This window comes from Rahnella sp. RFA10(1/100), from assembly GCF_004195115.1.
Lineage (GTDB): Bacteria > Pseudomonadota > Gammaproteobacteria > Enterobacterales > Enterobacteriaceae > Rahnella > Rahnella perminowiae.
Map to the genome: position 1 here is coordinate 139,840 of NZ_SEWR01000007.1, position 25,940 is coordinate 165,779.

22 protein-coding genes are annotated in these 25,940 nt (G+C 53.1%); 8 read left to right on the forward strand and 14 right to left on the reverse strand.

Annotated elements, in window-relative coordinates; all coding sequences use genetic code 11:
• Positions 1 to 115: 115 nt before the first annotated feature.
• Positions 116 to 667, forward strand: coding sequence for a ribosome biogenesis factor YjgA (gene yjgA, locus ETV65_RS19495; RefSeq protein ID WP_129954746.1), 552 nt, complete (start codon positions 116 to 118; stop codon positions 665 to 667).
• A gap of 52 nt (positions 668 to 719) precedes the next feature.
• Here the strand turns inward: yjgA and ETV65_RS19500 are convergent, their stop codons facing one another.
• The 3 genes from ETV65_RS19500 to ETV65_RS19510 all read right to left on the reverse strand — a co-directional run bounded on the left by ETV65_RS19500 (position 720) and on the right by ETV65_RS19510 (position 3,005).
• Positions 720 to 1,013 (reverse strand): barstar family protein, encoded by a 294-nt coding sequence (locus ETV65_RS19500; protein WP_129954857.1) that lies wholly within the window; start codon positions 1,011 to 1,013, stop codon positions 720 to 722.
• A 5-nt stretch (positions 1,014 to 1,018) separates the two neighbouring features.
• Positions 1,019 to 1,468: a ribonuclease domain-containing protein gene (locus ETV65_RS19505; protein WP_129954747.1), complete on the reverse strand. Its 450-nt coding sequence runs from the start codon at positions 1,466 to 1,468 to the stop codon at positions 1,019 to 1,021.
• 76 nt (positions 1,469 to 1,544) lie between these two features.
• A complete protein-coding gene (locus ETV65_RS19510; protein WP_129954748.1) occupies positions 1,545 to 3,005 on the reverse strand; it encodes an NAD-dependent succinate-semialdehyde dehydrogenase in 1,461 nt (486 codons plus the stop codon).
• Between the two features lie 413 nt (positions 3,006 to 3,418).
• On the opposite strand from ETV65_RS19510, the gene ETV65_RS19515 reads away from it, so the two are divergent.
• Together ETV65_RS19515 and ETV65_RS19520 are read left to right on the forward strand one after the other, a co-directional pair.
• Positions 3,419 to 5,017, forward strand: coding sequence for an APC family permease (locus tag ETV65_RS19515; RefSeq protein WP_129954749.1), 1,599 nt, complete (start codon positions 3,419 to 3,421; stop codon positions 5,015 to 5,017).
• A 92-nt stretch (positions 5,018 to 5,109) separates the two neighbouring features.
• Positions 5,110 to 5,691 (forward strand): maltose acetyltransferase domain-containing protein, encoded by a 582-nt coding sequence (locus ETV65_RS19520; RefSeq protein WP_129954750.1) that lies wholly within the window; start codon positions 5,110 to 5,112, stop codon positions 5,689 to 5,691.
• A 75-nt stretch (positions 5,692 to 5,766) separates the two neighbouring features.
• On the opposite strand, the gene aaeB is transcribed toward ETV65_RS19520, so the two are convergent.
• The 3 genes from aaeB to aaeX are packed head-to-tail and all read right to left on the reverse strand — an operon-like array spanning position 5,767 to position 8,882.
• Positions 5,767 to 7,725: a p-hydroxybenzoic acid efflux pump subunit AaeB gene (aaeB, locus tag ETV65_RS19525; RefSeq protein ID WP_129954751.1), complete on the reverse strand. Its 1,959-nt coding sequence runs from the start codon at positions 7,723 to 7,725 to the stop codon at positions 5,767 to 5,769.
• A 10-nt stretch (positions 7,726 to 7,735) separates the two neighbouring features.
• The gene (aaeA, locus tag ETV65_RS19530) at positions 7,736 to 8,671 is read right to left on the reverse strand and encodes a p-hydroxybenzoic acid efflux pump subunit AaeA (RefSeq protein ID WP_129954752.1); all 936 of its coding nucleotides are present in this window, start codon (positions 8,669 to 8,671) and stop codon (positions 7,736 to 7,738) included.
• A 7-nt stretch (positions 8,672 to 8,678) separates the two neighbouring features.
• Positions 8,679 to 8,882 carry a p-hydroxybenzoic acid efflux pump operon protein AaeX gene (gene aaeX / locus ETV65_RS19535; RefSeq protein ID WP_015698919.1) on the reverse strand — a complete coding sequence of 68 codons (204 nt, stop codon included), beginning with the start codon at positions 8,880 to 8,882 and terminating at the stop codon, positions 8,679 to 8,681.
• A gap of 274 nt (positions 8,883 to 9,156) precedes the next feature.
• On the opposite strand from aaeX, the gene aaeR reads away from it, so the two are divergent.
• Positions 9,157 to 10,095: an HTH-type transcriptional activator AaeR gene (gene aaeR, locus ETV65_RS19540; RefSeq protein ID WP_129954753.1), complete on the forward strand. Its 939-nt coding sequence runs from the start codon at positions 9,157 to 9,159 to the stop codon at positions 10,093 to 10,095.
• A gap of 46 nt (positions 10,096 to 10,141) precedes the next feature.
• Here aaeR and tldD read toward each other — a convergent pair whose 3' ends face one another.
• The 8 genes from tldD to csrD all read right to left on the reverse strand — a co-directional run bounded on the left by tldD (position 10,142) and on the right by csrD (position 22,796).
• Positions 10,142 to 11,587: a metalloprotease TldD gene (gene tldD / locus ETV65_RS19545; protein ID WP_129954754.1), complete on the reverse strand. Its 1,446-nt coding sequence runs from the start codon at positions 11,585 to 11,587 to the stop codon at positions 10,142 to 10,144.
• Positions 11,588 to 11,729: 142 nt separating this feature from the next.
• Positions 11,730 to 15,557 (reverse strand): AsmA2 domain-containing protein YhdP, encoded by a 3,828-nt coding sequence (gene yhdP, locus ETV65_RS19550; RefSeq protein ID WP_129954755.1) that lies wholly within the window; start codon positions 15,555 to 15,557, stop codon positions 11,730 to 11,732.
• Between the two features lie 98 nt (positions 15,558 to 15,655).
• Positions 15,656 to 17,125, reverse strand: a complete 1,470-nt coding sequence (gene rng, locus ETV65_RS19555; RefSeq protein ID WP_013577287.1) for a ribonuclease G — start codon at positions 17,123 to 17,125, stop codon at positions 15,656 to 15,658.
• The gene (locus tag ETV65_RS19560) at positions 17,115 to 17,708 is read right to left on the reverse strand and encodes a nucleoside triphosphate pyrophosphatase (protein ID WP_129954756.1); all 594 of its coding nucleotides are present in this window, start codon (positions 17,706 to 17,708) and stop codon (positions 17,115 to 17,117) included. The genes rng and ETV65_RS19560 overlap by 11 nt, the downstream gene beginning before the upstream one ends.
• A gap of 7 nt (positions 17,709 to 17,715) precedes the next feature.
• A complete protein-coding gene (mreD, locus tag ETV65_RS19565; RefSeq protein WP_129954757.1) occupies positions 17,716 to 18,204 on the reverse strand; it encodes a rod shape-determining protein MreD in 489 nt (162 codons plus the stop codon).
• Entirely contained in the window at positions 18,201 to 19,208 is a 1,008-nt protein-coding gene (gene mreC / locus ETV65_RS19570; RefSeq protein WP_129954758.1) for a rod shape-determining protein MreC, read from the reverse strand. The genes mreD and mreC overlap by 4 nt, the downstream gene beginning before the upstream one ends.
• Before the next feature lie 254 nt (positions 19,209 to 19,462).
• Entirely contained in the window at positions 19,463 to 20,506 is a 1,044-nt protein-coding gene (gene mreB, locus ETV65_RS19575; protein ID WP_013577291.1) for a rod shape-determining protein MreB, read from the reverse strand.
• A 355-nt stretch (positions 20,507 to 20,861) separates the two neighbouring features.
• Entirely contained in the window at positions 20,862 to 22,796 is a 1,935-nt protein-coding gene (gene csrD / locus ETV65_RS19580; RefSeq protein WP_129954759.1) for an RNase E specificity factor CsrD, read from the reverse strand.
• A gap of 319 nt (positions 22,797 to 23,115) precedes the next feature.
• Here csrD and msrP point away from each other — a divergent pair, with 319 nt between their 5' ends.
• From msrP to accB, 4 genes are all read left to right on the forward strand, one after another.
• Positions 23,116 to 24,117, forward strand: coding sequence for a protein-methionine-sulfoxide reductase catalytic subunit MsrP (msrP, locus tag ETV65_RS19585; RefSeq protein ID WP_129954760.1), 1,002 nt, complete (start codon positions 23,116 to 23,118; stop codon positions 24,115 to 24,117).
• Positions 24,118 to 24,135: 18 nt separating this feature from the next.
• Positions 24,136 to 24,738, forward strand: a complete 603-nt coding sequence (gene msrQ / locus ETV65_RS19590; RefSeq protein WP_129954761.1) for a protein-methionine-sulfoxide reductase heme-binding subunit MsrQ — start codon at positions 24,136 to 24,138, stop codon at positions 24,736 to 24,738.
• Positions 24,739 to 24,979: 241 nt separating this feature from the next.
• Positions 24,980 to 25,432 (forward strand): type II 3-dehydroquinate dehydratase, encoded by a 453-nt coding sequence (gene aroQ, locus ETV65_RS19595; RefSeq protein ID WP_095924388.1) that lies wholly within the window; start codon positions 24,980 to 24,982, stop codon positions 25,430 to 25,432.
• 32 nt (positions 25,433 to 25,464) lie between these two features.
• Positions 25,465 to 25,929: an acetyl-CoA carboxylase biotin carboxyl carrier protein gene (gene accB / locus ETV65_RS19600; RefSeq protein ID WP_013577296.1), complete on the forward strand. Its 465-nt coding sequence runs from the start codon at positions 25,465 to 25,467 to the stop codon at positions 25,927 to 25,929.
• Positions 25,930 to 25,940 lie beyond the last annotated feature (11 nt).

A 25,940-nucleotide genomic window follows, 5' to 3' on the forward strand; every position in this document is an offset into this window, starting at 1 on the left:
TTATGCCCAAAGTTGCAACAGAACATGGATGTATGCGGCATAACCCTGCATAATGCCGCCGAAGCAATAAAGCACAATCAAACTGACAGGATTACCTCGTTAAGAGGAAGCGCCCATGACAAAGAAAATTGACGACTGGCACGATGACGTTCCCGAAACCAACGAGAACGACGATGATGATGAAATCATCTGGGTCAGTAAAAGTGAAATCAAACGTGACGCCGAGGCGCTGAAAGATCTCGGTGCGGAAATGGTTGAGCTGGGTAAAAACTCGCTGGACAAACTGCCGCTGGACGACGATCTGCGTGCAGCCATCGACTTAGCGCAGAAGATCAAGAAAGAAGGTCGTCGCCGCCAGTTACAACTGATCGGTAAAATGCTGCGTTCACGTGATGTTGAACCGATCCAGACGGCGCTGGATAAGCTGAAAAACCGCCATAACCAGCAGGTGTCACTGTTCCATAAACTGGAAATGCTGCGAGATCGTCTGGTCGAAGAAGGTGATGATGCGATCCCGCCGGTTTTGGAATTGTATCCGGAAGCCGACCGCCAGCAACTGCGTGCGCTGATCCGTAACGCGCAGAAAGAAAAAGCCGCAAACAAGCCGCCGAAATCTTACCGCCAGATTTTCCAGTATCTGCGCGAACTGGCTGAAGGTCAGGAATAAAAAAACAAAAGCCCGCCTTTTTACTTAACCGAAAATGGCGGGTTTTTTCTTTTCAGCCTTTGGCCTTTGCGACCGGTTTCTCCAGTAAGTTCAGCCGCAGCTCGCCTTCCAGTTCCTCTTCCGCTTCTTCAAACAACAGAATCAATGCGCCGAAACGACGTTTACGGCTGGCATTCAGATTAATGAAATCTATCTCAACCGGCAGTGTTATTCCGCCCGTCACCTCATCCCAGAGTGCATCCAGATTCGCACCAAAGCTGTCGGTCAGTTCAAGCTGACGGACGAACTCACGGTAGAATGCGGGTAAATCCGGGATGTGATTAAAATCGAAGCTCATTTTATTCATCGACATTACTCCACCCGAACGAAGTTCTGATAATGGTCTTTACTGACATAAATCAGCCCGTCGCTGGCAAACAACACCCGGTCTGCCCCGCGACGCCCGCAGCGATAGTTAATATCCGCTTCATGCCACACCCTTTTATACGCCGAAGGCAAACGCCCTTCCCGGTTTGAGAACCGGTCACCGCCAATCGCTTTACCGGGTAATACCTCACATAAATTCCCGGCACGGGCATCCCAGCCCGCTTCGCGTGCCTTTTTCTTGGTGATGTAATTTTCAGGCAATTGATGATTCTGGCGCAAATAGCCGATCACTGTTTGCTCATCGGTACCCGGGACTATTGTGCCCTGATTATATGTCGATTTAGCGACAACCTGCCCCGCGATACCGCACAGCGCAAAAACCACGGCGGCTGCCATCACCAGAGTGCGCGAACGCAGCCCGTTAAATGCCTTCATTGACGTCCTTTGTATTAAGCCGAATGAATATGTTCCTGTTTATTGTTTCTTAAAAAACAGCTTCTGGAAAGCTGACTTAAAGGTTCCCTAAATGCAGCGTTTTCACCTGCAAATATTCTTCCAGTCCCAGCACCGAACCTTCACGTCCCAGGCCGGATTCTTTTACGCCACCAAAAGGCGCGGCTTCGTTGGAAATCGCGCATTCGTTAATGCCGATCATCCCGCTTTCTATGGCATCCGCGACACGGAAAATACGTTGCAGATTCTGGCTGTAGAAATACGCCGCCAGCCCGAAAGGTGTATCGTTGGCGCGCTTAATCACTTCTTCTTCCGTTTTGAAACGGAAACAGGCCGCCAGCGGGCCGAAGGTTTCTTCATGCGCCACTTTCATGTCATCGGTAACATCAATAATCACTGTCGGCTGGAAGAAGTTGCCACCGAGTTTATGCCGCTGACCGCCCTCCATCAGGCGTGCGCCTTTCTCCAGCGCGTCCCTGACGTGTTCTTCGACTTTCTCCAGCCCCTTGATATTGATCAGTGGCCCGACAATCACACCTTCGTCCATGCCGTTGCCGACTTTCAGTTTGCGCACTTCTTCCACCAGCCGTGAGGTAAATGCCTCGTACACCCCGTCCTGCACGTAAATGCGGTTGATACATACACAGACCTGACCGGAATTGCGGAATTTACAGGTGATCGCGCCCTGCACGGCCGCCTCAATGTCGGCATCGTCAAACACGATATAGGGGGCATTACCGCCCAGTTCCATTGACACTTTCTTCATGGTGTCGGCGCTGTTGCGTACTAATGTTTTGCCGATTTCCGTCGAGCCGGTAAAGGAGACTTTACGTACCGCGTCGCTGGTCATAATCACTTCACTGATAGCACCGGTGTCACCGGCCACGCCGTTAATCACACCGTCCGGTACGCCCGCATCCTGTGCCAGTTGCAACAAAGCAAATGCAGACAGCGGAGTGTTACTGGCCGGTTTGATGAGGCCGGTACAACCTGCCGCCAGCGCCGGTCCCAGTTTGCGGGTCAGCATCGCCAGCGGGAAATTCCATGGCGTGATTGCCGCCACCACGCCGACCGGTTCGCGTGTCGCCAGGATGCGTGAGCCGGATTTGGCCGGAGGAATGATTTCGCCGTTGGCACGTTTGGCCTCTTCGCTGAACCATTGCAGATAGCTTGCAGCGTAATCGACTTCACCCAATGCCTCTTTCAGCGGCTTGCCCTGCTCGGCAACCATCAGTTCACCCAGGAATTGTTTATTTTCCAGCATCAGTTCATACCAGCGATGCAAGATTTCAGAACGCGCTTTCGCCGTGGTTTTACGCCATTGTGGAAAAGCGTCGCTGGCCGCCTTCACTGCAGCTTCCGTTTCCGCCTTTCCGGCCTTTGCCACTTTGGCGACCACCTCGCCGGTTGCCGGATCCAGCACATCGAAGGTGTCTTTGGCCTCAAGCCATTTACCGCCAGCAAAATAGCCGGTCTTAAATAAAGGATGTGCGGAGAGTTTTTCAATCTGGGCAGACATAAGGGATCCTCCTGATTTATGCCATTCAAAACGGAATATGGCAGTAAGTATAGACGCTAAAAACCGGGACGAGGTCACAAGGCGTTTAGCGTTCTGTGCTTGTAACATTCAGTTACACCGGACTTTTCTGCTGAGATTGTGGAAAATATCCGCATAACCCTGATGTTTTTCCTGCCCCACACAGGTGCACCGCGTGACCTCTGCGCGATCTTTTTGCGCCATCAGATAGCATGCAAACCATAAGCACTGTGTATTTACGCCCGCCACGGTGCTGTGTGGCGAAAATCACATTACTGGCATGGTTCATGCTCAATACCCTCTGACCGCGCAATCCCGGCGCGGGTGCTAATTCCCTTTTTTGGCAGTGAAGATTTCTGCCGTCTTCCCAACTCTTCAACCCTAAAGAGGATCCTATGACTCAGGGGACTTTGAAAAAAAAATTAGGCCTGGTGGATCTGACCTTGCTTGGTGTCGGATCCATGATCGGTTCAGGATGGCTCTATGCGGCACTCACCAGTTCCGGCTATGCGGGTGGTTTAACCGGCTGGGCCTGGTTGCTGGGCGCCGTGATGGTGCTGTTGATCGGGCTGGTATTCGCCGAGCTTTCAGCGGCTATTCCGCGGGCGGGTGGTTTTGTACGCTATCCGAATTACACCCATGGGAATGTGGTCGGTTTTGTGATCGGTGTAAGTTCCTTACTGGCGTATACCAGCACGGCGGGCGTGGAGGTGGAAGCTGTGCGGCAATATGCCATGTACTGGTGGCCCGCGTTAGGTCAGTCCGACGGCAGCCCGACCCGCCTCGGCTTTGTGATGCAAATCGTTCTCCTGGTGTGTTTCTTCCTGCTTAACTACTGGAGCGTCAGTTTCTTCGGGCGCATCAACACCATCATCACGACGTTCAAATTCATTGTGCCGCTGATGGTGATCGTCACCTTATTTGGCTATTTCCATGGCGGCAACCTGAGCGTGCCAGGTACCGCACCGGGGGGGATCCACGGTATATTCTCCTCCCTGACCGGCGCAGGAATTGTGTTTGCGTATCTCGGATTCCGCCAGGCGGTGGATTTCGCCAGTGAGGCGAAAAACCCGCAGCGCAATATCCCGATCGCCATCATGCTGGCTATCGGCATCAGTTTTGTTATCTACATTCTGTTGCAGTTCGCCTTTATGGGTGCGGTACCAACCGACATTCTCAGCGCACACGGCTGGGTGGGGCTGAAAACTATCTTCCAGTCTCCGTATGCCGATCTGGCCCGCAGCCTGGGCATAACGTGGCTGATCAACCTGATCCTGATTGATGCAGTGATTTCACCGGCAGGTACCGGAAATATCTATCTCGCCGGGGCTTCCCGCGTGCTGTTTGCCTGGGCAAAGAATGGTCATCTGTTTTCGATTTTCGCCAAGGTCGATCCGAAATCTGGCGTACCACGCGGCGCACTCTGGCTGTCGCTGATACTGGCGATTGCGTGGACGCTGCCGTCTGAGTTTCAGGTCTGGGGCGGGCTGATTGGTGCCGTCACTTCCGCCACCGTGTTTACCTATATGCCCGGCCCGGTCAATGCCGGTGTTATGCGCTCACGGTTGCCCGATTTGCCGCGTCCGTTCCGACTGCCGGTTTTCGCCCTGCTCAGCCCGCTGGCATTTGTCGCCAGTACCCTGCTGATTTACTGGAGCGGCTGGTCAGTGAATGAGCTGCTGATCCCGATACTGGTGATTGCCTGGGTGGCGTATGTGTTGTTTGGTAAGAAAGATCAGCATTTCAAACGTGATGTCCGGAGCGCATGGTGGTTGCTGGCGTATTACGTCGCCATTTTCATTCTCTCTTATTTCGGGACTTACGGTGGCACCGGCACCATTTCAAGCCCGCTGGATATGGTGCTGGTGGTTATCGCGACGCTGGTTTGCTATTACTGGGGTGTGGCTTCTGGACATGAAAAACTGGAAATCCCGCCGGATATGGAGGAAGAAGACCCGCCCGTCAGCCCGCGACGCGAGACCCGTGTCGCATAGTTGACTCAATGAAATTGTCGCACGTTCACATTTCTTTTTCCGGTCAGTAGACTGCGGTTTTACCCCGTAAATTTCTGATGAGGGAACAGGATATGTCGACGCGCGAAAAGATGAATATGGGCGAGCTGTATACAGACATGGGCGAAGGATTGCCGGAGGAACGTCGCGCCGGAAAAGAGCGCGTGTATGATTTTAACCTCACGCGACCGTCCGAAGAGGCAAAGCGCCTGGATTTGCTCAAAAGCATTATGGGCAGTCTGGGCAAATCCTGCTGGATAGAGCCGCCCTTGCATGTCGCGTATGGCTCGCATATTCATATCGGCAATCACTTTTACGCCAACTTCAATCTCACGGTGGTGGATGACGCCACGGTGACGATTGGCGATAACGTGATGATCGCGCCAAATGTGACCCTCGCCACGGCAGGTCATCCTATCGACCCTGAAATCCGCATCACCGGACAGCAATTCTCCCTGCCCATCATCATCGAAGATAACGTCTGGCTGGGCACTGGCGTGATGGTGAATCCGGGTGTGACCATTGGCCGGAACAGCGTGATTGGCGCGGGCAGCGTGGTCACGAAGTCCATTCCAGCCGATGTGGTTGCAGCAGGTGTGCCGTGCCGGGTGATACGCCCGATCACCGCAGCTGATCGCGAAACGTTTTTAAGATAATGAGGCCCGAAAGTAGAAAAGGCCGGTGCATTCATTTATGCACCGGCCTTTTATTTTCACTGTCCTGGTGAGTTATCAGGCCAGGAAAGCATGCTGATAACGTTGCAGCATGTCAGTGAGACGCCTTACCGGCTCGGTCACTTTCAGCGGTGCGTCGTACTCGACCAGCTTTTCCTGATACTCACCCAGCTCTTTCAGTAACCGCTGGTAATAATAGGTGCGCTTGCCTTCACCTGATGCAGAGACCACGTGATCGGCCGTATTACGGATTTTTTTGTGGAACGCAGACAGTTCGTCATTCACCGGCACTTCTGCCAGTTTCATGCGCTGGTGCGCGATAATCAGCATCAGCGCCAGACGGTATTTGTCGATATCGTTCGGGAACATCACCAGCAACTGATTAAGCTGGTGATAAAGCGCAGGAAGGTGGTTTTCACGACGCCGGTACGCTTTGGTGGTCAGCGCCGACACTGCGCTGCTCATGAAACGGTTAAGCAGCGTACGGCCGGTTTTCTCACGGGATTTATCCCGCACAATCAGTAACACCGCCATCGCGATCACCGTACCTATCGCCTGCCCCATCGCGTTATCCAGAAACGACGTGACGTTAAATACCATCGGATTGCTGAGCACCAGAATATTAATGGTACCCGCCAGCAATCCGAGCATACCGAGACGACGCTTGGTCACTTCGATACCGATAAAGAAAGTGAAGATCCCCAGCATCAGACACAGCAGGAACAGACTCTGCTGCGTCGCGGGCATAATCAGCATAAACATCATCGAACCGACCGGGATCGCCAGCAACATGCCGATGATGAAATCCATAGCCATGCCTTTCGGATTTGGCGTACGCATCGCCAGCGAGGTCACCACAGCAATGATAATCACGCAGCCGCTGGCCGATGTCCAGCCGGTCCACAGCCACATCAGGCAGCCGATAGCTGTTGCAGTGAAGGTTCGCAGGCCGTTGACCAGCGCATGGTGACGTTCTGCCGAAACAGGCCGCACCACCACTTCGCCGTCAAGCACACCGTTTTCTGTGGCGCTGATACTGCTGTTGGTCTGGATGCCTTTCATCAGCAACAGCGCACGGGTGCCGGCACCGGTCCAGGCGCTGACCGTCATGAGCACGTTATCACTGTGCATGCCGGTAATTATCTGGCGCAACTGCTTCAGCCTGCGGTGTACATCCGCCACGTTTTCAGCGGGTTCAGCAAACAACGCCTTCAGTTCAGGCGAAATCCGATCCGGTGAGTTTTGTAAAATCAGATAGGTTTCACAAGCCTGCGTGATCATGCTCAGGGAGGTGCTGTGCAGCGCTTTCAGGCGACGATTGCATCGCTGCCAGCGCGAAGATTCCATCATCAGGCTGCCACGCATACCGTTCAGCGCAGTCGTGCTTTTTACCAGATTATTCCAGGACTTATCGATATCTTCCTTCGTCCCGCTGTTCACGCAAATCCGCATCAGCGCAAACTGATCCAACATCAGCTGGCTGACGGCACGGTCGATATCTTTTTTAATAGAACGGGGAGAGAACAGCAGGTCAGCGACGATGGCGCAACAAATCCCGATCACGATTTCACTGCAACGCTCAACCGCAAACTGCGGCGTTTGCAGGGGTGAACTGGCGGACGTCACCACAATAATCAGCGCGGTATACCCGGCCAGCCCCAGCGCATACGAGTTCTCAATACGCACCAGCGATGACCACCAGGTGCACACGCCCGCCCAGATGCAGCACAGCAACAGCATAACAACCGGCGCGCGGGCGGTGGCAATCACGATCACCAGCGCCGCGATACAGCCGATAAAAGTGCCGATAACACGCAGAAAACCACGATGACGAATAGCACCGGCAAAGGGTTCTCCCCCCGCGGCCAGCGCAGGGCCGGATGTCACTATGGCGGCGGTCATGGCCGACCAGCGCGGGGTTTCGAGTTGCAGATAAAAGCCGAGAACCAGTGCGCCCAGGATCGCGAACGTCAGCTTGCAGGCAAAACGCACACGCGGGATAAGTACGCTATTCATCTTTCCGGCCTTAACCAAACTCTCTCAGACGATGCAGGAGGCGAAGGAACGGGGATCCTTCATCTTGTTTACGGTCATGGCTGCCGGTAATCACCACCGTCGCCGTGGTACCTGCCGGATAAGGATGTTGCTGATCTTCGGCATCAAGCAGGATTTTCACCGGCACACGCTGCGCCAGGCGCACCCATTCGAGGTTGCTGTCGATAGTCGCCAGACCGTTGGTCGCCGCAGAAGAAGAACTGTTTGTCACCGCGGCCGCTACGCTGTCGACTGTACCGTGCATGATGCGGTTGCTGCCGAGCGGCGTGATTTCCGCACGGTCACCTTTTTTCAGCCCGGACAGTTTGGTTTCTTCAAGATAGGCAAGAATATAGAAGGAATTTTTCTTCACCAGCGCCACGGCAGTCGAGCCACGGTTGATGTAGTTACCCGGATGGACGGTCAGGTTAGTGACCCAGCCGTCGGCAGGTGCCACCACCACCGTACGTTCCAGATCCAGCACCGCCAGATCCCGTGCAGCCTGCGCTTTCGCCATCTGATGTTGAGCGGTTTGCAGCACGTTATTTGCCTGATCGATTTCTTCCTGCGACATGGCCTGAACGCCCAGTTTCACACGGCGTCCGGCTTCGCGCTTTTTCTCAGAAACCAGCGCCTGATAATACGCGACGTCAGCGCTCGCTTCGTCCAGCGCCTGCTGGTAGCGCGGCTGGTCGATTTTGAACAGCACCTGGCCTTTCTTCACCAGTTGGTTATCAACCACCGGCACATCGGTAATCAGACCGGTGACATCGGGCGCGATAGACACCACGTCAGCGGTAAATTTGGCATCACGGGTCCATGGAGATTCTGTATAGAACGTCCAGGCTTTGAAGATTGCGATGACAGCCAGCACGACAAGAATCAACGTTATTGTGTAACGTATTATTTTTATGGAGAAATTTTTCACAACGCCCTCAGACGAACATGCAGGAGATCAGGTAGAAAAGACAGCAGTACAAAGCTGTGTTGAACAACGCCGGGTGCCAGACAAAGTCGTAAATTCCGGTGGGTTGCAATACACGCCGCAGCAGAAAAAATACCACCAGCGCCAACAGTATTTCAAAAAACACCGGAGGAAACGACAATCCGAAAATCACCATTACCGGAAGCAAACTCATCAAAAATTCCTTACATTATTACGACGGACAAACGCATAACGTCCCGCGCACGCATTATTTATTATTTTAGGCAACGGCACGCGACCCCGATGAAAAATAATTCAACGGGAGCAGAGCAATGAAGCTGCAAAGTTGCCAGGGAAGTGTGCGAAGGTAAGCATGATGTCAGGAAAACTGAAACCTGAGCTTTATCGCCCGGAAGGGTATATTAGCGTGCTTATTATCAACTAATCAACGTTCTGTGATCTAAATCACTTTTAAGCCAGAGTTAACAATGGACCGATTAAAACGCATGTCGATCTTTGCTCAGGTAGTGGAAAGCGGCTCCTTTACTGCGGCCGCACGACGCCTCGACATGAGCGTTTCCGCCATCAGTCAGACGATCTCAAAGCTGGAAAATGATTTACAAATCAAACTGCTAAACCGCAGCACCCGCAGTCTTGGCCTGACGGAAGCCGGTAAGCTTTACTATCAGGGTTGCCGGAAAATGTTGCACGATGTGCGCGAAGTACATGAACAATTGTATGCCTTCAACAACACCCCGACCGGCACATTACGCATCGGCAGCTCATCGACAATGGCACAAAATGTTCTTGCTGCGATGACCGCCGAAATGCTCACTGAATACCCCGGCCTGACGGTGAATCTGGTGACCGGCATTCCGGCACCGGATCTTATCGCCGACGGGCTGGACATGGTCATCCGCGTGGGTGCGTTGCAAGACTCCAGTCTGTTCTGCACCCGCCTGGGCTCAATGCCGATGGTGGTATGCGCGGCACACAGTTATCTGGCGCAGCACGGGACGCCGGAGAAACCGGCAGATATGGTGAATTTCTCATGGCTGGAGTACAGCGTCCGCCCGGACAGCGAATTTGAACTGATCGCCCCCGAAGGTATTTCGACCCGCATTACTCCGCAGGGCCGCTTCGTCACCAACGATTCGCAGACCATGATCCGCTGGCTGAAAGCCGGTGTCGGTATCGCGTATGTGCCGCTGATGTGGGTCATTGAAGAGATCAATGCCGGTGAAGTGGAAATTCTGTTCAGGAGCTATCAGTCTGATCCGCGGCCGGTTTACGCGCTGTATACCCAAAAGGACAAACTGCCGCTGAAGGTCCAGGTCTGTATTGATTATCTGACGGATTATTTCAAACGGGTGAGCAAGGTGTATCAGGGATACCGGCAGGGGATAAAAGTCACACAGTGGAATTAAACCTCCCCGTGTGAAAGGGGAGGGATAACACCGAAATAATCTTCTACTACGCAGTGCCGCCGACGGTCAGATTATCCAGCTTCAGGGTGGGCTGACCGACCCCGACCGGCAGGCTCTGACCTTCTTTACCGCACACGCCAACCCCTTTATCGATCGCCAGATCGTTGCCGACCATGGAAATCTGTTGCATTGCTTCAATGCCCGAGCCGATCAGCGTCGCGCCTTTCACCGGTTTGGTGATGCGGCCTTTTTCGATCAGATACGCTTCGGACGTCGAGAACACGAATTTACCCGAGGTGATATCCACCTGCCCCCCGCCGAAGTTGGGCGCATACAGGCCATATTCCACGCTACTGATGATATCTTCCGGCGTTGATTTCCCGGCCAGCATATAGGTATTGGTCATACGCGGCATCGGCAGATGTGCGTAGGATTCGCGACGGCCGTTACCGGTCGGCGAAACCCCCATCAGACGCGCATTCAGCTTGTCCTGCATATAGCCTTTCAACACACCATTTTCGATCAGCACATTGTACTGACCCGGCACACCCTCATCATCAATCGCCAGTGAACCACGCAGACCCGGCAGCGTACCATCATCCACCACGGTACACAGTTCAGAGGCCACACGCTTGCCCATCTGACCGCTAAATACCGAGGTCCCGCGACGGTTAAAGTCACCTTCCAGACCGTGACCTACCGCCTCATGCAACAGCACACCCGGCCAGCCGGAACCCAGCACAACAGGCATGCCGCCAGCCGGTGCGGCGACTGCCGTCAGGTTCAGCAATGCCATACGTACAGCATCACGGGCAAAGGCTTCCGCGCGCACTTCACCGTTCACGGTTTCGAGGAAGTAATCATAACCGACACGACCGCCGCCGCCACTGGAGCCACGCTCACGACGTCCGTCCTGTTCAACCAGAACGCTTACGGACAGGCGCACCAGCGGGCGAATATCTGCCGCCAGCGTACCGTCAGTGGCAGCCACCAGCACATGTTCATACACGCCGGTGATGCTGGCACTGACTTCCTGCACGCGCTTATCGGCCGCACGGGCAATCTTGTCGACGCGGTGCAGCAGTTCGATTTTTGCTTCACGCGGCAGGCTTTGCAGCGGATCCAGCGGAGAATAAAGAGATTTGTAGGCAATTTCACCCAGCATATGCGCTTTGCCATTGCCCTGTTCGCGGACAATACTGCGGGCCGCTGTTGCGCTGAGATTCAGGGCATTGAGCGTGATTTGGTCAGCATAGGCAAAACCGGTTTTTTCACCGCTTACCGCACGGACACCGACACCCTGATCGATATTGTAAGAACCGTCTTTGATGATGCTGTCTTCGATCACCCAGGCTTCGTGGAAGCTGGACTGGAAAAAGAGATCGGCATAATCGAGACGACGTTCAGACAACTGGCCCAAAATGGAAAACAGATCCTGATGACTCAGATTATTAGCAGTTAGTAACTGCTCACTGACTAAGGCCAGACTCATAGATGTTCACTCTCTTTTAGACGAAAGTCCGGCAGGCAGACTGAGGTTTACACAGTCTGCCCGCAAGACAATCCATTGTTACAAGGTTATTAACAGCCTAACACAGCACGAAAGAGGTTTCCTGCCACCTTCACCCGAAGCATTACTGCGCAGCGGCCACTTTTGGATGTTCAACGGGTTTACGCAGAATTTCGTTAATACGAGGTTCGGCGATGGTGCCGTCAATCTGATAGCGGATAAGCGAGATTTTATTCCACAACGGTGCCAGCACTTTACTGGCAGCGAAAACGGCAACCCCGACCACCGGATTGATAACAAATGCCGTCGCGACGCCCACTGTGGCGGAAATTTCCGGCGCAATGACCGCTTCGAGATCCAGTTGTTGATTGACGAAATTGACTTTCCCGGTGATAGCGATATCCGCTTCCAGACCATCAATCAGCAGGTCATCGGTATGAAGTACACCATCTTTAATCCAGGCGGTGGATTTGATCGAGTCAAAATAGAAGCCCTGACCAAAGGTATCGCTGAAATCGAGACGCAGTTTGCGCAGCAACGCATCGAAGCTGATCAGACGCAGTAACTGTCCGGCGCGACCCGCGCCGATATCCGCAATCTCGCCTTTACCCAGCGTGTTTTTCAACGTGCCGTTCAGTGTGCTGACATCAGGTTTCCACGGCACCGATTTCCAGTGCAGATCAAAGTTAATATCAAACGGCGCACCTTTCAGGGGGGTGGTCACACCAAAGAATGACATTGCCTGCTCAATATTTTTACCGGTCAGTTTGCCTTTGAGACCGGTGTTCTCGCCCTGCCCGTTCTGCGTCCAGTCGCCCTGCACATCAAGCCGCGCGACGCCGGTATCAATCAGACCGTTACGCAACATCAGCTGATCGCCCTGTGGTGTCAGGTCAGCATTCACCTTGCGGAAATTCTGACCGAGGAACCAACAGGCTTCGCAACGCAGCTGTAATGACGGCCAGCTGGCAAACGAAATCTTATTGGTAGCAAACGGATTACCGCCCGGCTGTGCGCTGCCGGCCACATCTTCCGGCGTCCATTGCGGATTGAAATAAACATATTTCAGCTTTGCCAGCCACGGGCCGTTGTCATTCATATTCAGCCTGCCATCGATTTCCTTACCTTTGGCGCTGACTTCCATGCCCTGATGCCCCTGAACCGAGGTGAGAATCAGATCGTTCCAGACCTGCCCGCCTAGCGTAAGCGCAGGTGTTGTCAGGATGATCTGGTGCGGGAAGCTGAAACCCGCCAGTTTAGTATTGGTATCCTGCGTCGCTTTATCCGGCGACAGCAAACCCAGCCAGCTTTCACCGTCAAGCGCGGGCAGATGAAGTGTCAGGCTGCTGTCATCCGGCAAGGGGGGTGTCTTTTTACTGTTTTCCTGCCAGGAGGCGCGATCCAGTTGGAGTTGTTTGCCCAGCAGCCAGCGGCTGTTGAACTGGTCTTTACCCGCCAGCACCCCTTGCAGATTAAAGCTGTGAAGGTCACCTTTAACGTTCACTACCAGCGGCATCGCATGCCCGGCTTTCTTATCCAGGGGATCGGGTAAGTGACTGCTCACATCTTTCAGATCGGCGTTCACATTGACGGTGTACGTCGGCGTACCTTTATGCGGCAGCGTGATATTAACATCGCCTTTCCACGGCGTTCCGCCAGAGATTTTACTGGCCGCCGCCGCAGGCAAGCCGGGGATTTTGGACAACTGCCAGTTCGCATCCAGCCCGACCTGTACGTTGAAATTATCTTGCAGTTCCTGCGTGCTGAACATCACGTTGACCGGTTGACCGAACCAGTTACCGGTGAGCCGGTTACTTTGCAGATTGCCGTTGTCATAACTGAACTGGCCGCTGAGCTGGCTGATTTTGCTGTTCAGCGGTTTGATAAACAGGCTGTTGTTATTGAGCGTGACGCCACCGGATGCGTGCACCACTTCGCCATCCAGTGGAATATCAAGATGTAAGCGACCATTCACTTCGCCGCCAATCTGCAATTCCTGTAACGCCGAACCCAGCGAATCATGCAACGGCGTATCCATGAAATAGTCGCCGATATCTTTACCCTGCCCGCGAAGGTCAGCATCAATAAACAGTTTTTCTTTCAGGTAGTCAGGGATATTGGCAACGACGTTATTACCGTCAACGTTGCCCAGTTTGGTGTGCGCGGCTTTCATAAAGAGGCCGTCATTAAGGAAATCAAGATCGATATCCAGATCGGTCAGCGCTGGCCAACCAGGCTGGAATTCAAAGGTCGAGTGGCGTAGCGGAACCCAGACCTCAAACTGCCCTTCGTTCTTTTTGAACGGGAAATGTTGAGGATTGCCGTTAAAAGTCAGCGTGGCGTTATCCACCTGACCAGCCCGGATCGCATCGCTCAGATAATTCACCAGATGTTTACCCATCAGCGGCTCAGGGAAGTAGCGCCAGGCCTGACCGGCGTCATATAAGCGAATACCGGCCAGAATATTCAGCCACGGCTCGCCTTCGGCAGGCTGGTTGTAGCGGAAATCGCCTTTCGCCCACAGTGCGCTCGCTTTGACATCCACGTTTTTACCCGACAACGACCAGCCTTCTTTACCGTTGGTCCAGTTAAAGGTTCCGGTCGCTGTGCTGACGTCCAGCGGTGCACGGAACATTTCGCCGAACGGCAGCAGACTGTCTTGTAATTTCACCGTCATCTGCCCGTCCGCGACGCTGCCTTTCAGACCACCGCTGAAATGGTTAACGCCTGGCAACAGTTCCCAACGCTGCCAGCTGACATCGCGCCAGTTCACATCAAAACGGGTCTGTTCCGGCTGCTTAAGCGGAATATCCAGCGCGAGGCGAGCCACATTACCGGCAGGTTTTAAATCCTGCCAACGCTCCAGCAAGGCCGGGGTCAGAAACGAGAAAGTCGGGATCACCGGTCCTAAGCGTTCGAGTTGCAGATTTGTGCCGCGGATACGCAATTCTTCGCCCTGCGAGGGGCCGAGGAAATTATTATTTTCGGGCAGATAAAGCGCTTCAAGACGCCCTTTTGGCCACGCCACGCCGTCAGTTTTCAGATTCAGTTGCTGCGTACCAATCTGCCAGCCGTTACCCTGGCGGCTGCCGTGCAAAGTCAGGTTATCAACATCGAGGCGGTGCGCATCGTCACCGTTTTTCCAGGTGGCAGAGCCCTTTTTCAACAGCGCGTCACCGGCATAAACATCGCCATTACGTACGGTCAGCCAGGCGGCCAGACTGAAGTTAGCACTTTCCAGCCCCGTATTGTTGCGCAACCACCGACTGAACCACGGTTTCATGTCGATATCGTCGGCCTGAAGATAAATTTTACCGTTATTGAGCAGACCGTTGGTATCGTTCAGATCCATACGCAACTGCACAATGCCATGCTGCCCGTTAAAGCTCGACAGGCTAAGCTGCCCTTCGGCGCGATGGCGGTTGTGACTGTTCAGCCAGGTCAACTGAGGAATATCAAATTCCGCACGCGGGCCGGAAGGCGTCAGGAAGGAAATGCGGCTGTTGCGCAGATCGAAATGGTCGACCTGTCTGAGGAAGATATCACTGACTCGGTTTGGCTGGATGCCATTGCCTTTGTTGTTATCGCCCCCCAGCGTGCTGTTTAAATCCAGCTGTAAATTGTAGAAAGTGAGGTCGCGGAACTGCCAGCGGAAATGCAGCAGGGATTGCCAGACGTCCAGCGCCAGCGTAATGCGCTGAACCTGCCACGTTGAGTCCGGCAAGGTGACCTGAAGGCCACGGATCTCCATGATCGGACCAAAGGTTTTCCAGCTGGCGCTCACTTGCGATAATTCGATCGGTACGCCCGTGACCGCCTCAACTTTCCCGACCAGTTGATCCTGAAAACGGGTCAGTTGAGGCAATGCCAGCCGTAAGCCACTGATCACCAAAGCCACTATCACGACAAGGGTTGCGCTGGTGGTTAATAAAATACCGGGCAGTCGCCTCAAACCTCTCTCCTTGTTTTCCATTCCATGCTGGCTTTCACCTGCACAGACGGCAATGGAAACCTTTAACTTCTTGATGCTTCAGACGATTAGCCATCGGATCACATCATGACGACATCGAACTGTTCCTGACTGTAGAGCGGCTCAATCTGCACTTTCACCTGCTTGCCGACGAAGATTTCCACCTCGGCCAGTGCATGGGATTCTTCCCCCTTGAGCGCTTCCCCTACTGCGGCAGACGCGTAAACCAGGAAACGATCGGAATCGTAGGCATGATGCACACGTACGATTTCACGCAGAATTTCATAACAGACAGTTTCAACAGTTTTCACCGTGCCGCGGGCATGGCAGGTCGGACAATCGCTGCACAGCACATGTTCGACGCTTTCGCGGGTACGTTTACGGGTCATCTCCACCAAACCGAGCGCGGAGAAACCGTGAATACCGGTTTTCACGCGGTCTTTAGACAACGCCTGCTCAAGGCTGTGCAGCACACGGCGACGATGATCTTCATTGGACATATCAATAAAGTCGATAATGATAATGCCGCCAAGATTGCGCAAACGCAGCTGACGGGCAATGGCCTGCGTCGCTTCGGTGTTAGTGTTAAATATCGTGTCTTCCAGATTACGATGACCGACAAACGCCCCCGTGTTGATATCCACAGTGGTCATGGCTTCGGTCTGATCAATAATCAGATAGCCACCGGACTTGAGTTCCACCTTACGCTCAAGCGCACGCTGGATTTCGTTCTCCACATCGAACAAGTCGAAAATGGGTTGCTTACCGCTGTAATGCTCCAGTTTACTGGTCATTTCCGGCATGTATTCGCTGGTGAATTCGACCAGCAATTCATACGTCAGGCGGGAGTCTACACGGATGCGGTCCAGTGCCTCACCGGCAAAATCACGTAGCACGCGGTGCGCCAGCGCCAGTTCTCCATACAGCTTGCACTTGGTTTTATTGCGACGCTTGCGTTCCATTACCTTGGTCCACAGACGTTTCAGGTAGGCCGCATCTTGTTTGAGTTCTTCTTCGCCCACGCCTTCGGCTGCGGTACGAATAATATAGCCGCCGTGCTCATCACAATATTCCGAGACAATACGTTTGAGACGGTCGCGCTCGGCTTCACTTTCAATACGCTGCGAAACACCAACATGGGACGCGCCGGGCATGAATACCAGATAGCGGGAAGGCAAAGTAATGTCGGTCGTCAGGCGTGCGCCCTTGGTGCCAAGCGGATCTTTCACCACCTGCACCATCAGATCCTGGCCCTGATGAACCAGCTCAGCGATGTCACGCACATGGAAATTTTTCTGCTCGTCACGCGCCACACATTCAGTATGCGGCATAATGTCTGACGCATGTAAAAAGGCGGCCTTTTCAAGACCGATATCAACAAATGCCGCCTGCATACCTGGCAGAACACGACTGATACGCCCTTTATAAATATTGCCGGCAATCCCGCGCTTGGTCTCGCGCTCAATATGGATTTCCTGCAGAATGCCACCGTCAATGTAAGCCACGCGGGTTTCAGACGGGGTGACATTGACCAGTAATTCAGCTGTCATGTTTTCTCCTAAGCTCGCGTAAGGCAGAAAATTCATTCAGCAGTTCCTGGGTTTCCACCAGAGGAAGCCCCACAACTGCATAGTAACTGCCGCGAATTTCACGGACGAAACAACCGCCCTTTCCCTGAATACCATAAGCGCCCGCTTTATCCATGGGCTCACCGCTCAGAATATAATGTGCAATATCGTCGGAGGATAGTGAACGGAAGGTGACATCGGTCACAACCACCGTATTGAGGCAATCCCGCCTGTCGGCAAACGCAATGGCGGTCATCACCTGATGTTGTTTTCCAGACAATGCGTTAAGCATAATAGCGGCCTGGGCTTCGTCCCGTGGTTTTTCCAGGACGTTACCATCAAGGACCACAATCGTATCTGCGCCAAGCACCGGCAAATCTTCTGCCGCGACCGCCACACCGGCCTGCGCTTTATCTTTCGCCAGTCGTAAAACATAATCTTGCGGGGCTTCGCCAGGCTGACGCTCTTCTGCAACGTCAGTCATCAGACGCTCAAAAGGCAGTTCCAGCAGGGCCAGTAATTCACGGCGACGTGGTGACCCGGAAGCCAGATAAAGTGCGGTCATAACATCCTCATTGCACAGCAAACTGACGACGGATTTTACGCATCAGCAGGAACAGCCATGGCCACAGCACACCGTCGACCACACTGCTCCAGAAAACTTCAGGCCGGAATGACACGTTGACGACCAGGAATTCCCCCCAGAACACCATGACATCCACAGCCAGTGAAAGCACCATGACAATCAGCGCTTGTTGCCACAGCGCCAGGTTACGGAATAGCTGGAATTTGAACGCGACCAGGTAGGCGGTAATGGCAAAGGCCAGTGCGCGAATACCCAGCGTCGATCCCAGGATCAAATCCATGATAAAGCCGACAACAAAACCGGTACCCACGTTGACGCGATGCGGTAATGCCATCACCCAGTAAATCAGGATCAGCAACAGCCACGACGGCCTGAACATATAGATCTGTTCAGGCCATGGCATCACCTGCAATAGCATGGCTATTAAGAAGGATAGCCAAATAATCCAGCGTCCGTGGCTCCGGTAGCTGTTCATTCTGCCGCTCCCTGAACAGCAGACGTACTGGCAGGCGCAGTGACTGTTCCGGTTGCCGGTGGAGGAACAGGTGCCGGCGGCCCCATATCTCCCGGAGGCGGCAATACTTGCGGCATCATTTGCATCAGGCGCTCATTGGCAACGCGATGCACTTCATCCGGTGGTAAAGGGTGCTCGCCATTGCGGTCAGACCCCCACAACAATAGCAGGTAACGCAAACGTTGCAGACCGGCGGTCGGACGTGCCTGTATCACGGTATAGGCACGCTGATTATCGACCTTAACCGAAGATACCACGCCGACCGGATAACCTTCAGGGAAACGCCCCCCCAGACCGGACGTCACCAGCACATCACCGACACGAATATCGGTATTGCTTGGCAGATGCTCAAGTTGCAAGTCATCAGCACAACCGCTACCGGCAGCGATAACGCGGATATCATTACGCAGTACCTGAATCGGCAACGCATGTGAAGCATCACAAATCAGCAGTACACGGCTGGTCAGTGCGGCAACAGCAACAACCTGGCCGACGACGCCTTTATCACTGATAACAGGTTGCCCGATATACACACCGTTGTTGCTGCCTTTATCGATGACGATCTGATCGCTGTAAGGATCATTGCTGGTGGAGAGCACCTGCGTCACCATTTTATGCTCGTCCTGACGCAACGGTGATCCCAGCAACTCGCGCAAACGGGCATTTTCTTGTTTGTATTGGCCAAGCAACATCAGGTCGCTGTTTTTCAGCAACAATTCCTGACGCAAAGCGCGGTTTTCAAGTTCCAGCTGACCACGGGTGGCAAAAGTAGAGGAAACCTGATCTAAGAATTCACGCGGGGCATTGGACAAAAAATAGAAGGGACTGACGGCCGTATCCATATAGGTGCGGATTTTAACAAACGTACCTATTTTACTGTCGGCAACAATCAGGACAATGGCCGTGAGAATAGCCAAAAAAAGTCGCAGTTGCAGGGAAGGCCCCCTGCTAAAAATTGGCTTCATAAAATATGCGAGTTCCTCGGCAACAGAAGATTTCAGCCAGTCGAAGTAAAGACTTCCCCTGACAGAAAGGCGGCAATCTCATGGGATAGCCAAAACACTGGCAGAGCTTTATCGCTCAGCCAGTGTTTGCGCGGATCCACATTGAACACTGCACACTTCACGTTGCAGGTTTTACCTGACGGACAACCACCTTCCCGGGCAGACTATTCTTGTTTGCAACAAGACTTGCTTAAATCAGCCAGTCTTGGCTGAGATTACTCTTCGCTGAATAAGTCGCCGCCGTGCATGTCGATCATTTCTAATGCTTTACCACCGCCACGGGCGACGCAGGTCAGTGGATCTTCTGCGACAACAACAGGGATACCTGTTTCTTCCATCAGCAGACGATCAAGGTTACGCAGTAATGCGCCACCGCCGGTCAGCACCATGCCGCGCTCGGAGATGTCGGAAGCCAGTTCTGGCGGACATTGTTCCAGCGCAACCATTACCGCGCTGACGATACCGGTCAGCGGCTCTTGTAAGGCTTCCAGAATTTCGTTGGAGTTCAGCGTGAAACCACGTGGAACACCCTCAGCCAGGTTACGGCCGCGCACTTCGATTTCATGCACTTCATCACCTGGATAGGCAGAACCGATGCTGTGCTTGATACGCTCAGCCGTTGCTTCACCGATCAGTGAACCGTAATTACGGCGTACGTAATTAATGATAGCTTCGTCGAAACGATCGCCGCCGATACGCACAGAAGAGGAATACACCACGCCGTTCAGGGAGATGACGGCAACTTCTGTGGTACCACCACCGATATCCACCACCATTGAACCGGTCGCTTCAGATACCGGCAGGCCGGCACCAATTGCCGCCGCCATCGGCTCTTCAATCAGGAACACTTCACGCGCGCCTGCACCTTGTGCAGATTCACGGATAGCACGGCGTTCAACCTGAGTTGCACCCACTGGTACACACACCAGCACGCGCGGGCTTGGGCGCATGAAACTGTTGCTGTGAACTTGCTTGATGAAGTGTTGCAGCATTTTCTCCGTCACGAAGAAGTCAGCGATAACGCCGTCTTTCATTGGACGAATAGCGGCGATATTGCCAGGAGTACGACCCAGCATCTGTTTTGCGTCGTGACCAACAGCAGCAACGCTTTTAGGTGAACCAGCACGATCCTGACGAATAGCCACAACTGATGGCTCATTCAGCACGATGCCTTGTCCTTTTACATAAATGAGGGTATTGGCGGTACCCAGGTCGATGGACAAGTCGTTGGAAAACATGCCACGAAATTTCTTAAACATAACGAAGGGATAATCCTGCTAGCTGGGGGCGGAAAATAAAATCCGCCTACTTTACCAACCACGCGAAGCAGCGACAAGGCGCAAAAACGTCCTGCTTCCGTGAAAATTGTCCGCGATGTCGCCATTCACTTGCTGTGACTTTTTGAGGCTGATGGCACTGCGAAATAATTCTGTCTCGCAGGCTCGGTTTACCTCGGGCAGGCACCCAGGCGAAGTAGCAACACCGCACATAAATTCTTACACTTTTACCAACATCTTCCCTCCATCTGCGGCCTGAGCACAAGCACCGGCTAGCAGACAAGGGCGTAGGTCAAAAGCTGGCTCATTCTACGTTAAATAATGCATTAACGGTCACTTAAACATCGCGGTTGTGTGAATATTTTTTACCGACCGGTTCAACAGGCTCCGGACCGGCAAAAAAATCCCCCTGCCCGCCGTGGATCCCGCTTTTCAGCAGGACAGCCCATTCCTCTTTTGTCCGCACGCCGGAGGCAAATACCCGCGCCTGAGTCCCTTCGCATGCACTGAGTAAGCTTTGTACAAAGAGCTGATTTTCAACCCTTTTATCAATGTCACGCACTAATCCAGGATGAAGCTTGACTCTTTCCACGGGAAAAGTTTTCAGATAAGAGGTACTGACCACCGTCAGTCCGGCCTGGGAAACAGCCAGACGACAGCCTAAACCCTGTAATAATCTGATCGAAGGACGTAGCCGGTCGGTATGTTGACAGAGATCGGCCTCAGCAAGTTCAATCAAAATTCGATTTCGTTGCGATCTTTCGCACTGCAGCAAGGTATCGCGCAGCCAGCGCACAAATGAGCGCTGCAATAATGAATCAACCGTCAGGTGAAATGCTAACGTTTCGTCCGGCCAACGGTTAAGTAACGGAATAATCTGACTTAACATCACCCGGTCAAAGCTTTGCGAGAGTCCGAACTGCACCACCAGCGGAATAAACTCCGCCGCCAGCAATTCCTGCTCACCATCGAAGACCCGGCGCTGTAATTCACGGTGATCGGGTTTGTTGTCCCGGGTGAACGCGGGTTTCTGATAAAGACGCGGGCCGCCGCGCGCCAGTGTATTTTCAAGCAGTGTCCGCCAGCGCACACTGCCACGGCCTTTTTCCGGCACATTTTTATCGTAAATAAACCAGCTGTTACTTCCCTGGAACGCCGCATGCCGCGTCGCCTGCTCAGCCATATCCATCACCTGATCCGGTGTCTGGCCGAAACGGTAAGCACTGATGCCGATATACATCAGCGCGTCACGGTCAATCAGCGACGAGGTCGGCAGAACGCCAAGCGCATTGACGAGCTGGGAGGCCATCACTTCCGCTTCCTTTAAGGTACGGTGTGGCAACAGCACGGCAAAATCACTGTGGAAATAACGTGCCAGCAGCGCATAGACATGACGCATCACGAATGTCGATAACAGATTCACCATCGCCGAACGCAGTTCTTCGACCACGGCCTGACCGTGCGTTTCGCGCATAGTGTCGAAATCTGGCAAGCGCAATAACATCAGCACACCGTGCGCCCCCTTTTCTTCCAGTTGTGTCGCAAGCTGATTGTCAAAGAACAGGCGGTTACTGAGGCCGGTTTGCGCATCCTGCTGAGCATAAGCGCGGATCAGGGTATCCACGCGGCTGCGCTGCTCGCGTGCTTCATTCAGATCCGTCAGCAGACGATCTATTGCGCTGCTGGCAGCATGCGGCCATTCGCCCATATCACCGGACAATCCTTCACGTTCGCCGCGTAATATTCTGACCGCGCGGTCTTCCAGTTTTTCCACGCCGTCCGTTTCCTGACGTAACCAGCGAAAACTCAGCAGCAGCATAGCCAGCATGAGCAGAATGGCGATCCCAATCGTGAATGTAGAACGCAGGGAGCGGATATAGCTGCTGACAGGATCAACATAGGAAATATGCAGCGACATGGCGTGATTTTGCATCAGCGGGATAATGGCAGTGTCATATTCCGGCATCACGCTGTCCCACGAGCGATGCACATCCGGACGCTCATGGTATTCAAAAACAGTGGTGTCATTAAGTTTGACTTCGATATCAGTCACATCGAGCATGCGCATAGCCTGTGGCATCCAGCGCTGGGCTTCTGCGGGAGTGTGTGTCAGCAACGCCTGATCATAGGTTGTGGCAAGCGCCTGAAGGTGTTGCTCAGTGTCTTGTTTATTCAGATAGATAAAGCTGAAAGTGACGCCAAGCAACATCAGTAACATTGCCAGCGCGACTAACATCGTCATCAGTGCCGATAGTCTGGTAGTAAATCGCATCCCTGTGCCTTACTCGCTACGGTGAGGAGGAAACAAACCCTTTCTCTGAGCCTGCTACGAAAAAACGCCGCTACTATAAAACAGAAAAACGCGATGAAAGGAGAAATTTACCAAAGAGTCGTGTGTATACATTCATAGCATAGCAATACAAAAACCAATCAATTCGGAATTCTTATATAAACAGTAAACGCTGACTCAATATCTGCCGGCAGGATGCGGTTTTTTAGCGCGATATCTCGCAAAGCCGCCGTTTTCACGCCATGCTCTGTCTATAACCATAAAAAAATGAATCGCAACAATGAGAATGCCGGAGAATGCTATGTCCACACCCCGCAAACTGACCGAAGCAGACATCACACCCGAAAGTATTTTTTATGACCGACGCAAAGTTTTGCAGGCGCTGGGGATCAGTGCCGCGGCACTCGCAGTCCCTCAAAACGCACGTGCGGATATCCTTTCCTGGTTCAAAGGTCATGACCGCCCGGCCGCCCCAGCCGGTAAACCGCTGGATTTCACCAAGCCCGCTGCTTATCAAAATGACCTGAGACTCACCCCCGAGGACAAAGTTTCCGGCTACAACAACTTCTATGAGTTCGGGCTGGATAAAGCCGATCCTGCCGCCAATGCCGGGCAACTGATCACGTCACCGTGGACGTTAAAAATAGAAGGCGAAGTCGCTAAACCGATCACGCTGGATATGGATGACATCATGAAGCGTTTCCCGCTCGAGCAGCGTATCTACCGGATGCGTTGTGTTGAAGCCTGGTCGATGGTGGTGCCGTGGGTGGGTTTCCAGCTGAGTGAAATTCTCAAACTGGCAGAGCCGACCAGCAAAGCGCGTTATGTCGCCTTCACTACCTTATATGATCCGGAACATATGCCAGGGCAGAAAGACCGTTTTATCGGCGGCGGGCTGAATTATCCCTATGTTGAAGGGCTGCGTATAGATGAAGCGATGAATCCGCTGGCGATGCTGACCGTGGGTGTTTATGGCAAAGCACTGCCGCCACAAAACGGCGCACCCATCCGTCTGACCATTCCATGGAAGTACGGCTTCAAGGGGATTAAATCCATCGTGAACATCAAATTTACTCAGGATGAACCGCCGACCACCTGGAACCAGATTGCCTCCAACGAATACGGATTTTATGCCAACGTGAACCCGCATGTGGATCACCCGCGCTGGTCGCAGGCGACGGAACGTTTTATCGGTTCCGGCGGGTTGCTGGACGTTCAGCGCCAGCCGACGTTGCTGTTCAATGGCTATGCCGATCAGGTGGCGTCGCTGTATCACGGTATGGATTTGCGTAAGTTCTATTAAGGAAGAGGCCGTTCAGCTATGCGTCGTTTAAGCCCTGCCAGTATTACCGGATTGAAAGTCATTATTTATCTTGCTGCCATTCTGCCCTTTCTCTGGCTCCTGCTGTCCATCAACCAGGGCTGGTTCAGCGCCGATCCGGCAAAAGATATTCAGCATTTTACCGGTAGGATGACTCTGAAATTTTTGCTGGTGACACTGCTGGTGACGCCTGTCGCGCGCTATGGCAAACAACCATTGCTGATCCGCACCCGTCGTTTGCTGGGATTATGGTGTTTCGCGTGGGGAACCCTGCATCTTCTGAGCTATTCATTCCTCGAACTGGGGATTAACAATATCCGCCTGCTGGGCAGCGAGCTGATTTCCCGCCCGTACCTCACACTGGGTATCATCTGCTGGATCCTCCTGCTGGCGCTGGCCTGTACGTCGACACTGTGGGCCCAGCGTAAAATGGGCGCTGGCTGGCAAAAGCTACATAATCTCATCTATCTGATCGCCATACTGGCGCCGATCCATTACCTTTGGTCAGTCAAAGTGTTGTCACCACAACCGATCATCTATGCAACACTTGCCGCCATCCTGCTGGCCTTGCGCTATAAAAAATTCCGTCAGTGGCTGCGATAAACCGGGGAAAGCGCGTAGGCACAGCCTCTCAGAATTTCGCCAATTGCGCGCACATTCACCCGTCGAGGGTTGATTATCTTCGCTGATAAGACCAGTATTTAGCTGCGAATTGCCACGATATCATTATAATGCCCGACCTCATGCCGAAGATACGGGCTGATTTGCCGCGAAAAAGGTGACAAACCGGTGACATCAGGGTATTTTCTACAATCTTTGTCTAATTGCCGGAGATAGGCTCACAATGGCGCATAAGTTTGACATTTTGCTACTGAACGGTCCTAACCTGAATTTGTTAGGGACCCGTGAGCCTGAAACGTACGGACACACCACGCTCAACGATATTGTTAAAGGTTTGGAAGTTCAGGCTGCTGCTGCCGGTGTGGCACTGAGCCATCTGCAATCCAACGCAGAACATGTCCTGATTGAACGTATTCATCAGGCACGCGGAAACGTCGATTTTATCTTGATCAATCCCGCGGCCTTTACCCATACCAGCGTGGCGCTGCGCGATGCATTACTGGGGGTATCGATTCCGTTTATCGAGATCCATCTGTCGAATGTACATGCCCGTGAGGCGTTCCGGCACCATTCCTATCTTTCCGACATCGCAGTGGGCGTTATTTGCGGACTTGGCGCAGATGGCTACCACTTTGCATTACAGGCAGCGGTTAACCGCTTGTCAAAAACCCACTAATTTCTACGCAAAAAGAGTCCGGAATCACACCCATGGATATTCGTAAAATTAAAAAACTGATCGAACTGGTTGAAGAATCAGGCATTTCTGAACTGGAAATTTCTGAAGGCGAAGAGTCAGTTCGTATCAGCCGTGCTGCACCTGCGCAGGCTTATCCTATGATGCAACAGGCTTATGCCATGCCTGTACAACAACAGCCAGGCCTGGCTGCTGCGGTTGCCCCTGCGGCTGCACCAGCAGAAGCGGCTCCGGCAGCAATCAGTGGCCATATCGTTCGCTCACCGATGGTAGGGACGTTCTACCGTACGCCAAGCCCGGACGCTAAAGCCTTCATCGAAGTGGGTCAGAAAGTGAACGCGGGTGATACCTTGTGTATCGTTGAAGCGATGAAAATGATGAACCAAATCGAAGCAGACAAATCCGGTGTTGTTAAAGCAATTCTGGTAGAAAGCGGCCAACCGGTTGAATTCGACGAGCCGCTGGTCGTCATCGAATAACGAGGCGTACC